This is a genomic window from Roseibium sp. MB-4 (assembly GCF_053005265.1).
In genome coordinates this window covers 371117-384071 of sequence record NZ_JBRKQB010000001.1, presented here as the reverse complement: position 1 = coordinate 384071, position 12955 = coordinate 371117, and the positions used below count along the sequence as shown (strand labels likewise).

Here is a 12955-nt window from a genome sequence, read left to right as displayed (position 1 = left end):
CAGTTTTGACAGGAGACAGGTCGTTTTCTCTGCCAACCGGTCTTGCATCGCGGACCGGCCCCAGCCACAACTCGTTCATCGCCAAACCTTGCTGGACGCACCGATGACCCAACCCGTTGATGCTGCAGACCGCCGCGCGATCCGCCCGGTGATTTGTTATCCGAACGATACCCTGCCGTCCCCTAACCTGCCGCTCTATGCAAAGGCGCGCGAAGGGGCTGAAAAGATCGGCGAGGTCACGGTGCCGCCACGGGAAGCGGCGAGCATTGAAGTCCCGGCTGGATGTTTCTTGAAGATCACTTCGATTGAGGGCCCGCAGGTAGGTGACCTCAATCTCTTCAACAGCGCAGATCTCACGGAGCGGTTTTACTCCGGCAAGACCCGGGCTCTCCATGGCACGCATGTGACCACCGGCAATCGTCTCTGGTCGAACTTCCCGACCCTGCGGCCGCTGGCAACGGTCACCACCGATACCCTCGACTGGTATGGCATCGATGAATTCGGCGGCTCGGTGCACGACGTCATCGGCACCCGCTGCGACCCGTATACCGGCCGTGCGCTTGGCGGTCCCGACTATCATCATTGCTGCCATTCCAATTTGACCCGTGCGCTTGCACAGACCAAAGGCATGAGCCTGGAAGACGCGGAACAACATGTGCATGATGTCCTGAATGTCTTCATGTGCACCGGTTTTACGCGCGATACCGGTCAGTATTTCATGAAGGCCAGCCCTGTGCGGCCGGGCGATTATCTGGAGCTCTTCGCCGAAATCGGATTGCTCGCCGTCATGAGCGCCTGTCCTGGCGGAGATTGCGGATCTGAGCATTCCAGCGATACAGCGCCCTGTCATCCAATGCTCATGGAGGTCTTCAAGCCGCAGGATGGCCGTCTGAATGGATGGCAATCGCCAGATATCAATCCGTATGATCGCAGCCACGGGCTCTGACGCATGGGAATTGATTGGAAATTTTAGAAAAGCGGCGGCAAAGTGTGTTCCGGATCACCAAAAAGAGTGACTGCAAAGACTAACTTATGCGTGTGCCGTCGGTTTTGACTGTACTGACGTGCATGAATTGTTGCTGATGAGGCACAAATATCGGCCGATATAGGTCGATCACAGATACGTGAGATGGAAGACGCGCCTCGATTACGCCAATAGTGTTAACGGTACGGCAAGGACGTCTTTTTATCTTGAAGACATGGATTCGCCTCTCCGTCAGGAGGCTGGGTGCTTACGGGGAAATGTTATGAGAAAACTTTTTTATTTGGTTTTGGCAATCGCGATCAGCGCGATCATGTTCGAAACCCCGGCCAGTGCGCAAGGAACGTACTTCGATCCGGTGAGCAAACGCTGGCTTACCATGAAATATCATCCAGGCGGGCCGTCCCCGATCAAGCGCAAACGCGTGCGTTATGACGGTCCTTACAGCCCGGGCACGATCGTCATCGACACGTCCGAGCGCCGCCTTTATCACATCCTGGACAATGGCCGTGCCATGAAATACGGCGTGGGTGTCGGCAAGGAAGGCTTCCAGTGGGCCGGGACACACCGCGTAACCCGCAAGGCTGAATGGCCGAGCTGGACACCGCCGGCGCAAATGCGGGCGCGGGAGCGTGCCAAGGGCCGGATCCTTCCGGCGCACATGAAAGGCGGCCCGAACAACCCGATGGGCGCACGTGCGCTTTACATCGGCAACACCTTGTACCGCATCCACGGCACCACGGAACCGTGGACGATCGGCTCAGCGGTCTCTTCCGGCTGCATCCGGATGGCAAATGAAGACGTCATCCATCTTTACAAGAGTGTGGATGTCGGCGCGAAAATCGTCGTGAAGCGCTGATCCGTTAGCCGCATGCATCAAAGAAAGGCCGGGACATCCTGGCCTTTTTTATTTGCCAATGGCTTGTCCGATCAGCACCGACGCAGCCGCATATGCATCGCGGGCCGGTGTTTGGGAGTATCCCATGCGCGCTGCAACGATTGCGCCCTCGATCAAAAGCATCAACTGGCGTCCCAACTGGTCCGGCAGATCTGCACCGGCAGCCTTGGCCAAACCAATCAAGTCGTTCAGCAAGAGCCGTTTGTGTTCGCGGGCCTGCGCCGGGATCGCCGCTTCACCGTCAGAGAACTCCGAGGCTGCCTTGATGAACAAGCAGCCATGAAAATCCGGCTGGTCGAACCATTCCTGCAACAGATCGAAAACCGCCAGGAGTTGCTGATCTGGCGCTCCTGAGAACCGGTCAAGTTTCCGGTGCATCCAGTTGCGGAACGTCTCATCCCGCAGCCGCAAAGTCGCCAGGATCAGTTCATCCTTGTTGCGGAAGTGCTTGAACATCGTTGTCTTGCTGATACCGGTCTCAGCCACAAGCGCATCCATACCGGTCGCCTGAAATCCATCCCGATCGAAAATCTCTTGGGCTTTATGGACCAGTTCATCGCGTTTACTCGGGCGCATGCTCACTCCTATGTGTACTGATCTGTATATATATTAAGATTGATTTTGCATTCAATCGAATTTTTCGGAACACATTTTTATCTATTAATTACAGACATTTATTTGATTTTCGATGAATTTCAAAGCGCGCCAGCTCAAAAAATATGTCTGAATCTTCTTGATTAAATGAACAGATCTGTACATATACAATCCATCAAAGTGAACAGATCGGTACAATATCTGATTGGAGACACGTCATGGCACGCGCATTATCAACCATTGCCTTCACCCCGGCTGTTCGGGCGCGGCAAACGGAAGAAGGTTCCAGGGAGGCTTACGCCCCGCTCGATCTTCCGGAGGCAGACAGCGGCGATCGGCTGGGCCCAGCAGAAGCTGCCTTCATCTCCGAACGCGATGGCTTCTATCAGGCAACCGTTTCCGAGACCGGCTGGCCCTACGTTCAGTTTCGCGGCGGACCACGCGGGTTCTTGAAGGTTCTGGATGAAAAGACGCTGGCCTATGCGGACTTTCGCGGCAACCGGCAGTACATCAGCTCCGGAAACCTCAAAGAAAATGACCGTGTATCCCTCATCCTGATGGATTACCCAAACCGTCGCCGTCTGAAAGTCTGGGCGCGGGCCCGGCAGATTGATGCCAAGGACGATCCGAACCTAATCGCAACCTTGCGCGAAGACGGATATCGCGGCCTGCCTGAACGCGCCGTCGTCCTGACGATCGAAGCCCTCGACTGGAACTGTCCGCAGCACATTCCAAAGCGCTACACGCTGGAAGAACTCGCCCCGGACATTCTGGCTCTTCAAAACCGCATTTCAGAGCTCGAAGCGGAAAACGCGGACCTGAAAGACTTCCTGAAACCCGCACCCTAAACCTGATGCCGGCAGTTTCCGGCGACCCACCACAATAGGAGACTTCCCATGTCGCTGATTACCAGAACCCTTTCGGCTGCCTTGTTGGCAGCGGCCTTGATCACACCAATTGCGTCATCCAACGCCTCAGAGCGCGCCTCCACGTTTGGGACCAAGTTTGGATACGAAACGATTGACGGGTTGCGGATTGCTTATCGGGAAGCCGGAGACCCGGCCAATCCGACTGTGCTGCTGCTGCACGGCTTTCCGACCTCGTCGCACATGTTCCGCAACCTGATTCCAGACCTTGCCGCGGACTATCACGTGATCGCACCTGACTTTCAGGGATTCGGCGCATCCGACATGCCGTCCGCTGAGACCTATGATTACACGTTCGACAACCTGGCCGGTACGATCGAAGAACTCTTGGAGCGCAAGAACATTGAGAATTTTGCGCTATACCTGATGGACTATGGCGCGCCGGTTGGGTACCGCCTGTTCGCCGATGCGCCGGAAAAGGTCACGGGTTTTATCATCCAAAATGGCAACGCCTATGAAGAGGGACTGCCGGAGTTCTGGGATCCAATTCGGGCCTATTGGGCAGATCCGTCAGAGGAAAATGCAGCGCCTCTGCGCGCGTTCCTCGGGATCGAAGGCACCAAATGGCAATTCACCCACGGAACCCGTAACCCGGACGCCATCAGCCCGGACAATTACTGGCACGTTCAATACCTTTTGGATCGTCCCGGAAATGCCGAGGTTCAACTGGAGCTGTTCTATGATTACCGGACCAACCTGACGCTCTATCCGGAATGGCAGGCTTTGTTCCGCGAGCATCAGCCGCCTGCCCTCGTGGTCTGGGGCAAGAATGATCAGATTTTCCCGGCGGAAGGCGCTCACCCCTATCGGCAGGATCTGACCAACGTCGAGTTCCATCTTCTGAATACCGGGCACTTTGCCCTTGAAGAAGACGGCGCGTTCATAGCCGAGGAAATTCGGGATTTCTTGAAACGCGAAGTCACCCCGTAACCAAACGGCGGCGGCGCGGTGAAAACCGCGCCGCCCATCACTTTACCGGCTGAGGCCCTTCTCACCGAGTTCCTGCAAATACCCGCCCCAGTGCTTTGACCGGTCCGTTGCCAGTTCCAAAAGATAGGTCCAGCTGAAAATTCCGGAATTGTGCAGGTCGTCGAAATGAATGCGGACGGCGTAGTTGCCGACCGGATCAATCTTCATGATCCCGACGTTTTTCTTGCCCGGGACGGTTTTCTTTTGCGAGGGAGCGTGACCCTTTACCTCCGCCGACGGTGAACACACCCGCAGATATTCCGCGCTCAACTCGTGTTGCTCCCCGTCGTTGAAAGCAACAGTCAGCGTTTTGCGATCCTTGGAAACCCTGAGTTCGGTTGGCCAGGGAGCAGAAGAGTCGGTCATTTTGTATGTGTCCGGTTAGGCTGAATTTGGTGGCGCGACGATACCGGGCAAAAACAACGGGTCAAGCTGCATCTTGTCCCGCTGATTTCACATCCTCATAACCGTCGAGCGCAGCTTGGCGGGCCTTGCCGTGATCCACAATCGGATACGGGTATGTCTCTCCGAGCCTGATGCCTGCCTCCCGCAGGACACTGGCCGGGGCCTCGAAGGGCGAAAACAGGTGTTTTGTCGGCAGCTTTGCCAACTCCGGAACCCAGCGGCGCACGTATTTGCCATCCGGATCGAATTTCGGTCCCTGCGAAATCGGATTGAAGATCCGGAAATATGGTGCCGCATCTGCCCCAGATCCGGCCACCCACTGCCAGCTTGCCGAGTTGTTGGCAAGATCCGCATCGACCAACGTATCGCGGAACCAGGTCTCTCCGTGCTTCCAGTGGAGACGGAGATGCTTGACCAGAAAACTGCCAGCCAGCATTCGCACACGATTGTGCATGTAGCCCGTGTGCCAGAGTTCGCGCATCCCGGCATCCACCATCGGATACCCGGTCAATCCCTTTTGCCATTTTGTGAGATCCTCCGCACTCTCCCGCCAAGGGTATGCGTCGAAAGCAGGTCGCCAGTTTTTCTCCGGCAATTGCGGGAAATGATAGAGGAGATGATAGGAAAACTCGCGCCAGGCGATCTCCGAAAGGAATTTGTGCCCGTCGCTGGCAAGGCTGGGTTTACGATCCGTTGCATGCTGCGTTGCCGACCACACCTGCCTCGGCGAGATATCTCCAAAATGAAGGTGCGGCGACAAACGTGAGACGTTGGGCAAGTCCGGCCGGTTGCGCTTGTCGCCATAGCCGGATAATCCGTGATCCAGAAATTCGATCAGACGGTCTTTGGCGCCGGCTTCCCCAGGCCGCCAGATGTCTTCCCAGCCTTCGGCCCAGTTCGGCTTGGTCGGCAGCAACTCCAGATCGGATAAGCCATCGCCCTTGTCGTAGGCGGCGAAGTCAATCTCCTCTGGGGCCGGCAAGGGATCCGGCACGCTGATTTGTTGAGCCGCCTTCCAGAATGGCGAATAGACTTTGTAGGGGCCACCGGTCTTCGTTTCGACATCCCAGGGCTCAAACAGCAGGGAGGCCTTAAAACTCTTGGCATCGATCAGGTCCGTTTTCAGGGCCTCTTTCAGCGCACTGTCGCGTTCGATGGCATGCGGCTCATAACAACGGTTCCAGTACACAGCATCTGCGCCGGTCTCCTGAACGAGTTCCGGAATCAGATGCCGCGCGCTGCCGCGCAGAAAGACGAGGCCCGGGAGGTCCTCCTTCAGCGCTGCCAGGCTGTGATGCAGCCACCACCGGCTGGCGCCGCCCAACGGATGGCCATCGCCAGATTGATCCGGTGTTTCAAGAATATAGACCGGCAACACCGGGCCGCGCCGAGTCGCTTCATGAAGGGCCGGATTGTCCGAAACACGCAAGTCCTGCCGGAACCAAACGATTGTAGTCATAACGCCTCTTAAGTGTGTCTCTTTCCTACGCGGTCGCCCCTCTTCAGATCAATTTTTCTCTGACTTTAAAAGCACATGCTCCCAAAAACCGAACGTCTGACACCACACTTGATTTAGTACGGTATCGCATTATATAGTGCGATATCGCATCATATAGGAGCCTTCCATGTCAGTTTCCCGCCGCAAAACGCTCGCCCTCCTTGGAGGTGGTCTGATAGTTGCCGCCACCGCATCGGCCGGCACATTTCTCGCAACCCGGACTCCAGAAAAGGCGCTCAAACCGTGGAGCAGCGCGGGCGGATACGAAGATCCGCGGCTGTTTGCGCTGTCTTACGCCTTGCTTGCTCCAAACCCGCATAACCGGCAGCCCTGGCTGATCGAGTTGACTGACAAGGACACATTCCGGCTGCACAGAGATCCGGCGCGGGATCTCCCTCACACTGACCCTTATCACCGGCAGATCTTCATTGGTCTCGGTTGCTTCCTGGAGCAAATGGCCATTGCCGCTAGCCTCAAAGGCTTTTCGACTGAGATTTCGCTCTTTCCAGAGGGAACTGATGGTCCAATCGCGGACGTAGTGTTGATCGACGGGGCGGACGCAGATCCATTGGGTGCGCATATCATGGACCGCCGGTCTTGCAAGGAGCCCTTTCAGAACACGCCGGTTCCAGATGCCATGGCGGCGCAACTCCAGACCTATGGCTCGGTCTGGACCAATCCGGCGGATGTTAAAAGCATCAAGGACCTGACATGGCAGGCCTGGCTAACGGAAATAAACACCCACCGGACCTTGAAGGAAAGCGTCGATTTGATGCGCTTCGGCAAAGCAGAAATCAATGCAAATCCGGACGGTATTGATCTCGGCGGTCCGTTCCTGGAAAGCCTCATGGTGGCAGGTCTTCTGACCAAGGACAGTCAGCTGGATCCGGCGTCCACAGGATTTCAGGAGGGCGTGAAAATGTACCAGGCAATGCTCCATGCAACGCCCGCCTATATCAGCCTGACAACGCCAGCAAACACGCGGCAGGATCAGATAGAGGCTGGCCGCCGCTGGCTGAGGCTCAACCTGGACACGACACGTCTCGGATTGGCGCTTCACCCGGTGAGCCAGGCGCTGCAGGAGTTTGATGAAATGACCCCGCATCATGCTGAAGCGCACCGCCTGCTTGCCAAACCCGGAGAAACTGTTCAGATGCTTGGACGATTGGGATTCGGGCCGCAAACCGCCCGCACGCCGCGCTGGCCCCTTGAAACACGGATGATGAATGGATAACGCGTCCCGCCATACGCTGTTCAGTTTTTTCAATGAAATCGGCATTATCGCCCAACTGAGCCGGGCTGCCATGGAAGCCCGGCTGCCGAAGGGCCTGACCCTGCCCCACTTCAGCGTGATCAATCACCTGATACGGGTCAAGGACGGTCAAACGCCACTTGCCCTTGCCAAAGCTTTCCAGGTCCCCAAGACGACGATGACCCACACACTAAGCGGTTTGCTGGATCATGGCTTGGTTGACATGCGCCCCAACCCAAAAGATGGCCGCAGCAAAACAGTCTGGCTCACCGAAGCCGGACGACAATTCCGTGAGACGGCAATCCGCTCGATTGACCCGGACATGTCGGCGATAAAATCGGCGATACCGGAGGAAAAAATCGCTGAGATTCTGCCGCTTCTGGCGGAAATCAGAAGTTTCATGGACGCATATCGCGACGAGAGTTGATTACACTGGTGACCTGCAAAGCTCGCGCGCGATTGACAGAACTACACTAACCAGTTTACCCATAATTCGGAACTGTACCATTTGGCTCCGGTTTTGTTTGAAAACATACCGGTTTGTTCCATATGATGCAGGAGCGGGCGAAGACCCGCCGTCAAAGACAATTCTGAGGGAGAGCGGAACGTGACAGACGGCAATATCGTGGTTTCGAAACCGGCGGCACCAGAGACATCCGCAAGGCCCAAACCGATGATCGATCCCTTTGGCCGCGCCGTTTCCTATCTGCGGGTCTCCGTAACAGACCGCTGTGATTTCCGCTGCGTGTACTGCATGGCAGAGGACATGACGTTCCTGCCGAAGCGCGAAGTTCTCAGCCTTGAAGAGCTGGACCGCCTGTGCACCGCTTTCATCGAAAAGGGTGTCCGCAAGCTGCGCCTGACTGGCGGTGAACCGCTGGTGCGCAAAAATATCATGAGCCTGATCCGCAGCCTCGGACGGCATCTGGACAGCGGCGCTCTGGACGAGCTGACACTCACCACCAATGGATCCCAGCTCGCCCGCTTTGCCCACGAGCTTTATGATTGCGGTGTCCGCCGGATCAATGTTTCCATCGACACGCTCGATCCGCAGAAATTCAAGGCGGTCACCCGCTGGGGCGACCTTGCCAAAGTTATGGACGGCATCCGAGTTGCCAAGGAAGCCGGACTTGCCATCAAGATCAATATGGTCGCGCTCAAACAAGTGAATGAGCATGAGATTGAGAGCATGATGTCCTGGTGCCATGAGCATGGGTACGATCTCACAATGATCGAGACCATGCCGCTCGGCGAGATCAACGAAGATCGCACCGATCAGTATCTTCCGCTCTCCACCGTGCGCCAACGCCTTTCCGAACGCTTCACCCTGACGGACATCCCCTATAAGACCGGTGGTCCGGCGCGCTATGTCACGGTTGAGGAAACCGGCGGCCGCCTCGGCTTCATTACTCCGATGACCCACAATTTCTGCGAAAGCTGCAACCGGGTCCGCGTGACCTGCACGGGCCAGCTTTACATGTGCCTGGGTCAGGATGACATGGCAGACCTGCGTGCGCCTCTGCGCGCCTCAGAGGGCAACGAACTGCTGAGTGACGCAATCGACGAGGCCATTGGGCGCAAGCCAAAGGGGCACGACTTTGTCATTGACCGGGAGCGCAATCAGCCGGCGGTTTCCCGTCATATGAGCGTTACGGGCGGCTAATCTCGGGTCTCATTCGTTTCGGGAAACCAGAAACGCGAAGCAGCAAGAAACATGTTGCGCGGCAGTTTAGCCGCGCAGCAACGACAAACGTGCCTAGTGTTTGATCAACGGTCTTCATAAGGTGTGTCTTGACGCTCGCCGAGAAAAACGGCGAGCACACACGCCAGTCCGAAAACACCTCCGACAACCATGACCAGGATCATCGGCATCTCACCACCACCGGCAATGTCGGCCGAAAACATGTAAGCGACGGCACTTGAGACCAGCGCACCAGCGCCAACCTGGAGAAAACTGAGCATTCCGGATGCCGTGCCGGCAAGATCAGGGCGGATGCTCACAGCTCCGGAAATGGCGCTTGGAATGCCAAGCCCATTGCCCAGACCGATGAAAAACATCGGCAGGAAGAACAATGCCCCGGTAAGGCTTTCTGTCAAAGTCCCAACGACAAGAAGGGATACCCCAAAGACACCCGTGATAACACCGAGTGCGATCATCCGGGCAATCCCTACTCGAGCTGCAATTCGGCCGGTGATGAAGTTCCCGATGATATAGCCGATTGAGACGACCATCAGATAAAGGCCGATTTCCGCAGGAACCATATTGAACACACCGGCCGCCACAAACGGGGCGCCGCCGAGATAGGCAAAGTACAGCCAGGCCATAAAGGTCGATGCTCCGCAATACACCCAGAACATCTTCACCTTGAACAAGTCCGCGTAGCCCTGCCCGATCTGCTTCAGACTGACCGCCTTTTTGTGCTGATTGGTCTCGGGAAGGAACAGCCAGGCACAAATGGTCACGCCGATCCCAAAAATCAGCATCAACACAAAACCGCCCCGCCAACCGTAATGCGCGTCGAGAAAACCGCCAATCGCGGGCCCAATGGTCGGCGCGACGGCCATGCCCATAGCAACATAACCGATCATGCTGGCTGCTTTGTCGCGTCCGTAGACGTCCCGGACGATGGCACGAGCCAGAACGAGACCGGCCCCGCCGCCGATCGCTTGAACAATCCGGGCAGCTATCAGGGCCTCAACTGTCGGTGCCATCAAACACAACACGCTGCCGATAACGAACAGCACCATTCCGGCAACAACAACAGGGCGCCTGCCGAACTGATCGGAGATCGGCCCCAAAAAAATCTGCGCTCCAGCAATTGCGATGAAATAGAAAGCCAATGTGAGCTGAATCTCAGCAGCAGTGGCCGAGAACGCACTCATCATGCCATCGACCGATGGCAGATAGATGTTCATCGCAAAGGGAGACAATGTCGAAATGCCCATGAGCATGACAACAAACGCGATCCGTTTGGGTTCCCGGGTTGTATGCGCAGTCAGATCTGAGGCCATTTGAAAGTGTTCTTTTCGCTGAACGCAGACCTTAGGAAGGCGCTCTCAAAAAATCAATCTTATTAATTGAAGGCGGCACCAACTATCGCGATAGTTGCATATCATCTTGTATCCGCTGCGCCAGCTTTGCGCTCGCGGAAAAAGCTGTAGGTGCCGGAAGCGATGACGATAGCAATGCCTACCAATGTGATTCCATCCGGGACATCGCCCCACACAAGGTAGCCCAGAAAAATCGCCCAGACGACGATCGTGTACCGGAAGGGCGCAACCACGGCGATATCCCCAAGGCGCATCGCCAGAATAATGAAGACGTATCCAGCCAGGACAAAAACAGCCGCCCCGCCGAGATAGCCGTATTCCACCAAAGACAGATCCGTCCAGCCGGATTGCACGGTTAAGAAGGTACCAAGCAGCGTCACGGCAATAAAACTTACCAAGGCGACACCGAGGGTCGGGACATCCTTTGGCAACTGACGGGTTGCAAGATCCCGCAGCGCCATGCAGCCAACACCTGCCAGCGCCAGAAGGGAGAACGCATTGAAGCCCTCCAACCCCGGCCGGATGATCAATAACACACCGATCAGACCAACAAGGATCGCGCTCCATCGGCGCCACCCAACCGCGTCTTTTAGGAAAACCGCTGCTGCGGCTGTTACCACGAGCGGCAACACTTGAAGAATCGCAGTCGCATTGGCGATCGGCAACTGGAAGAGCGCCGTCAAATAGAGGATGGTGGCCGCTGTCTCTGCGAGTGCCCGAACCAGTACCGCTGGATGCGCCAGAACACGCGCATTGTGAAACAGCCCGGTCACGGCACCGGCAACGCCCAGCGCGGCGATGCAGATCAAACCACGTACTAGAATAATCTGTCCGAGCGGCACCGCGTCAGAAGCCATCTTGACCAGCGTATCGTTCAAGATGAAGCCAGCCATGGCGATCAGCATCGCTGCAATCGCCCGGCTGTTGCTCGGATGGTCCATAAAAATGCCTTTAAAAGAAATTCGGGCAGGAACACCGCCCCTGCCCGATCCAAACTAAACTATTGCGCGGACTATTCAAAAACAATCGCGGGTGCTGCGCGATCTGCACCGTCCGTCCCGCCTTCGATGCCGGCCATCACTTTGCCCGCAATCTCTTTGTAGATTTGCGCAGACTGGCCTTCCGGATCAGACACAACGATTGGCGTTCCTGCATCGGACGTCTCACGGATCTTCATCGCCAACGGCACCTCTCCTAGGAACGGCACACCAAGACGCTCAGCGTCGGCGCGTGCGCCCCCGTGGCCGAAGATGTCATGGCGGCTGCCGCAATCCGGGCAGAGGAAGTAGCTCATGTTTTCAACGATGCCGAGAACCGGCACGTCGACCTTTTTGAACATGGCAAGCCCTTTGCGGGCATCAATCAAGGCAAGATCTTGCGGCGTCGAGACAATAACTGCCCCTGCGAGCGGCACTTGTTGGGCCATTGTGAGCTGCGCATCGCCGGTTCCAGGAGGCATATCGACCACGAGGACATCGAGCTCGCCCCAGGCAACCTCGCGCAGCATCTGAGTGAGCGCGGAGATCACCATCGGACCACGCCAGATCATCGGGGTTTCTTCTTCCACCATGAAGCCCATGGACATCACCTTGACGCCATAGCCTTCCAACGGCTTGAGCATGCGGCCGGACAAGGCTTCCGGACGTCCGGAAACATTGAAAAGCCGCGGCACGGACGGTCCATAAATGTCGGCATCGAGAACACCGACCTTTAAACCATTCGCGGCCATGCCCAGCGCGAGGTTCGCAGTTGTGGTCGATTTGCCAACACCGCCCTTTCCGGACGCCACGGCAACAATGTGTTTAATCCCCGGAACACCCGGTTTGGCGGAGGCCTGTTCTTCTTGCGGGGGTCTTGGTGCTCGCGGCGCAGGCGCTGGCTGCGGCGGACGTGCGGGGGCACTACCGGGCGCGCGTTCCGCAGTCAGGGCAACCATGGCATTTTCAACACCCTCAACTTCCTTCACGACTTTCTCGGCCGCCTGACGCAAAGGTTCCAGTTCCTGAGCTCGCGCAGCTGGGACGGTAATGGAAAACGCGACACGGCCATCGGACACGAAGACATCTGAAACCAGTCCAAGCGAGACGATGTCGCCCTCCAGGTCAGGCCCTTTGATTTGGCGCAGCCGGTCCATCACGGCACTTTTTATGGTTTCACTCATTTATGCGTCCTATCGGTCTCAGGTGATCGCAGCGCTCCTCCGCTGATGTGCCATATCGGCCCTAAATCACCTTATTTTATGATTTTCACCTTTCAAGGTGATTTCATTCTGTTTCTTAGGGTTGATGATTGCGCGTTACAAGGTGTGTTGAGCGCTCAACATTGTCCCCCTTGCGGAGAGAGGACAATGTTGTCCTTGACCCTCCCCCAAGCAGTCCGG

The 12955-nt window shown here is 56.6% G+C and carries 13 protein-coding genes; 7 read left to right on the top strand and 6 right to left on the bottom strand.

Features of this window, described 5'->3' with window-relative positions:
- Positions 1 to 103: 103 nt before the first annotated feature.
- Both ACVDG4_RS01935 and ACVDG4_RS01930 read left to right on the top strand, forming a co-directional pair.
- Positions 104 to 946, top strand: a complete 843-nt coding sequence (locus ACVDG4_RS01935; RefSeq protein WP_447233825.1) for an urea carboxylase-associated family protein — start codon at positions 104 to 106, stop codon at positions 944 to 946.
- 301 nt (positions 947 to 1247) lie between these two features.
- Complete coding sequence (locus ACVDG4_RS01930) at positions 1248 to 1841, top strand: L,D-transpeptidase (protein ID WP_209175092.1); 594 nt, start codon at positions 1248 to 1250, stop codon at positions 1839 to 1841.
- A gap of 48 nt (positions 1842 to 1889) precedes the next feature.
- Here ACVDG4_RS01930 and ACVDG4_RS01925 read toward each other — a convergent pair whose 3' ends face one another.
- Complete coding sequence (locus ACVDG4_RS01925; protein ID WP_447233824.1) at positions 1890 to 2456, bottom strand: TetR/AcrR family transcriptional regulator; 567 nt, start codon at positions 2454 to 2456, stop codon at positions 1890 to 1892.
- A gap of 236 nt (positions 2457 to 2692) precedes the next feature.
- Here ACVDG4_RS01925 and ACVDG4_RS01920 point away from each other — a divergent pair, with 236 nt between their 5' ends.
- Together ACVDG4_RS01920 and ACVDG4_RS01915 are read left to right on the top strand one after the other, a co-directional pair.
- Entirely contained in the window at positions 2693 to 3322 is a 630-nt protein-coding gene (locus ACVDG4_RS01920; protein ID WP_133947051.1) for a pyridoxamine 5'-phosphate oxidase family protein, read from the top strand.
- A gap of 48 nt (positions 3323 to 3370) precedes the next feature.
- Positions 3371 to 4330 (top strand): alpha/beta fold hydrolase, encoded by a 960-nt coding sequence (locus ACVDG4_RS01915; protein ID WP_447233823.1) that lies wholly within the window; start codon positions 3371 to 3373, stop codon positions 4328 to 4330.
- A gap of 42 nt (positions 4331 to 4372) precedes the next feature.
- Here ACVDG4_RS01915 and ACVDG4_RS01910 read toward each other — a convergent pair whose 3' ends face one another.
- Both ACVDG4_RS01910 and ACVDG4_RS01905 read right to left on the bottom strand, forming a co-directional pair.
- Positions 4373 to 4735, bottom strand: coding sequence for a gamma-butyrobetaine hydroxylase family protein (locus ACVDG4_RS01910; protein WP_055671644.1), 363 nt, complete (start codon positions 4733 to 4735; stop codon positions 4373 to 4375).
- A 61-nt stretch (positions 4736 to 4796) separates the two neighbouring features.
- On the bottom strand, positions 4797 to 6233 hold the full coding sequence (locus ACVDG4_RS01905; protein WP_447233822.1) for a cryptochrome/photolyase family protein: 1437 nt from the start codon (positions 6231 to 6233) through the stop codon (positions 4797 to 4799).
- Between the two features lie 166 nt (positions 6234 to 6399).
- On the opposite strand from ACVDG4_RS01905, the gene ACVDG4_RS01900 reads away from it, so the two are divergent.
- From ACVDG4_RS01900 to moaA, 3 genes are all read left to right on the top strand, one after another.
- Complete coding sequence (locus tag ACVDG4_RS01900) at positions 6400 to 7506, top strand: Acg family FMN-binding oxidoreductase (protein WP_447233821.1); 1107 nt, start codon at positions 6400 to 6402, stop codon at positions 7504 to 7506.
- Positions 7499 to 7951 (top strand): MarR family winged helix-turn-helix transcriptional regulator, encoded by a 453-nt coding sequence (locus ACVDG4_RS01895; RefSeq protein WP_447233820.1) that lies wholly within the window; start codon positions 7499 to 7501, stop codon positions 7949 to 7951. Before ACVDG4_RS01900 ends, ACVDG4_RS01895 begins: the two co-directional genes overlap by 8 nt.
- A 246-nt stretch (positions 7952 to 8197) precedes the next feature.
- Positions 8198 to 9187 (top strand): GTP 3',8-cyclase MoaA, encoded by a 990-nt coding sequence (gene moaA / locus ACVDG4_RS01890; RefSeq protein ID WP_447235072.1) that lies wholly within the window; start codon positions 8198 to 8200, stop codon positions 9185 to 9187.
- A gap of 104 nt (positions 9188 to 9291) precedes the next feature.
- Here the strand turns inward: moaA and ACVDG4_RS01885 are convergent, their stop codons facing one another.
- The 3 genes from ACVDG4_RS01885 to ACVDG4_RS01875 all read right to left on the bottom strand — a co-directional run bounded on the left by ACVDG4_RS01885 (position 9292) and on the right by ACVDG4_RS01875 (position 12736).
- Positions 9292 to 10536, bottom strand: a complete 1245-nt coding sequence (locus tag ACVDG4_RS01885) for a multidrug effflux MFS transporter (protein ID WP_447233819.1) — start codon at positions 10534 to 10536, stop codon at positions 9292 to 9294.
- Between the two features lie 101 nt (positions 10537 to 10637).
- The gene (locus tag ACVDG4_RS01880) at positions 10638 to 11516 is read right to left on the bottom strand and encodes a DMT family transporter (RefSeq protein WP_447233818.1); all 879 of its coding nucleotides are present in this window, start codon (positions 11514 to 11516) and stop codon (positions 10638 to 10640) included.
- A 71-nt stretch (positions 11517 to 11587) separates the two neighbouring features.
- Entirely contained in the window at positions 11588 to 12736 is a 1149-nt protein-coding gene (locus tag ACVDG4_RS01875) for an Mrp/NBP35 family ATP-binding protein (protein ID WP_447233817.1), read from the bottom strand.
- Positions 12737 to 12955 lie beyond the last annotated feature (219 nt).

Bases quoted from the DNA above. Each gene is read 5' to 3' on its own strand.
- ACVDG4_RS01935 (WP_447233825.1), top strand. From the start codon at position 104: ATGACCCAACCCGTTGATGCTGCAGACCGCCGCGCGATCCGCCCGGTG.
- ACVDG4_RS01930 (WP_209175092.1), top strand. From the start codon at position 1,248: ATGAGAAAACTTTTTTATTTGGTTTTGGCAATCGCGATCAGCGCGATC.
- ACVDG4_RS01925 (WP_447233824.1), bottom strand. From the start codon at position 2,456: ATGCGCCCGAGTAAACGCGATGAACTGGTCCATAAAGCCCAAGAGATT.
- ACVDG4_RS01920 (WP_133947051.1), top strand. From the start codon at position 2,693: ATGGCACGCGCATTATCAACCATTGCCTTCACCCCGGCTGTTCGGGCG.
- ACVDG4_RS01915 (WP_447233823.1), top strand. From the start codon at position 3,371: ATGTCGCTGATTACCAGAACCCTTTCGGCTGCCTTGTTGGCAGCGGCC.
- ACVDG4_RS01910 (WP_055671644.1), bottom strand. From the start codon at position 4,735: ATGACCGACTCTTCTGCTCCCTGGCCAACCGAACTCAGGGTTTCCAAG.
- ACVDG4_RS01905 (WP_447233822.1), bottom strand. From the start codon at position 6,233: ATGACTACAATCGTTTGGTTCCGGCAGGACTTGCGTGTTTCGGACAAT.
- ACVDG4_RS01900 (WP_447233821.1), top strand. From the start codon at position 6,400: ATGTCAGTTTCCCGCCGCAAAACGCTCGCCCTCCTTGGAGGTGGTCTG.
- ACVDG4_RS01895 (WP_447233820.1), top strand. From the start codon at position 7,499: ATGGATAACGCGTCCCGCCATACGCTGTTCAGTTTTTTCAATGAAATC.
- moaA (WP_447235072.1), top strand. From the start codon at position 8,198: ATGATCGATCCCTTTGGCCGCGCCGTTTCCTATCTGCGGGTCTCCGTA.
- ACVDG4_RS01885 (WP_447233819.1), bottom strand. From the start codon at position 10,536: ATGGCCTCAGATCTGACTGCGCATACAACCCGGGAACCCAAACGGATC.
- ACVDG4_RS01880 (WP_447233818.1), bottom strand. From the start codon at position 11,516: ATGGACCATCCGAGCAACAGCCGGGCGATTGCAGCGATGCTGATCGCC.
- ACVDG4_RS01875 (WP_447233817.1), bottom strand. From the start codon at position 12,736: ATGAGTGAAACCATAAAAAGTGCCGTGATGGACCGGCTGCGCCAAATC.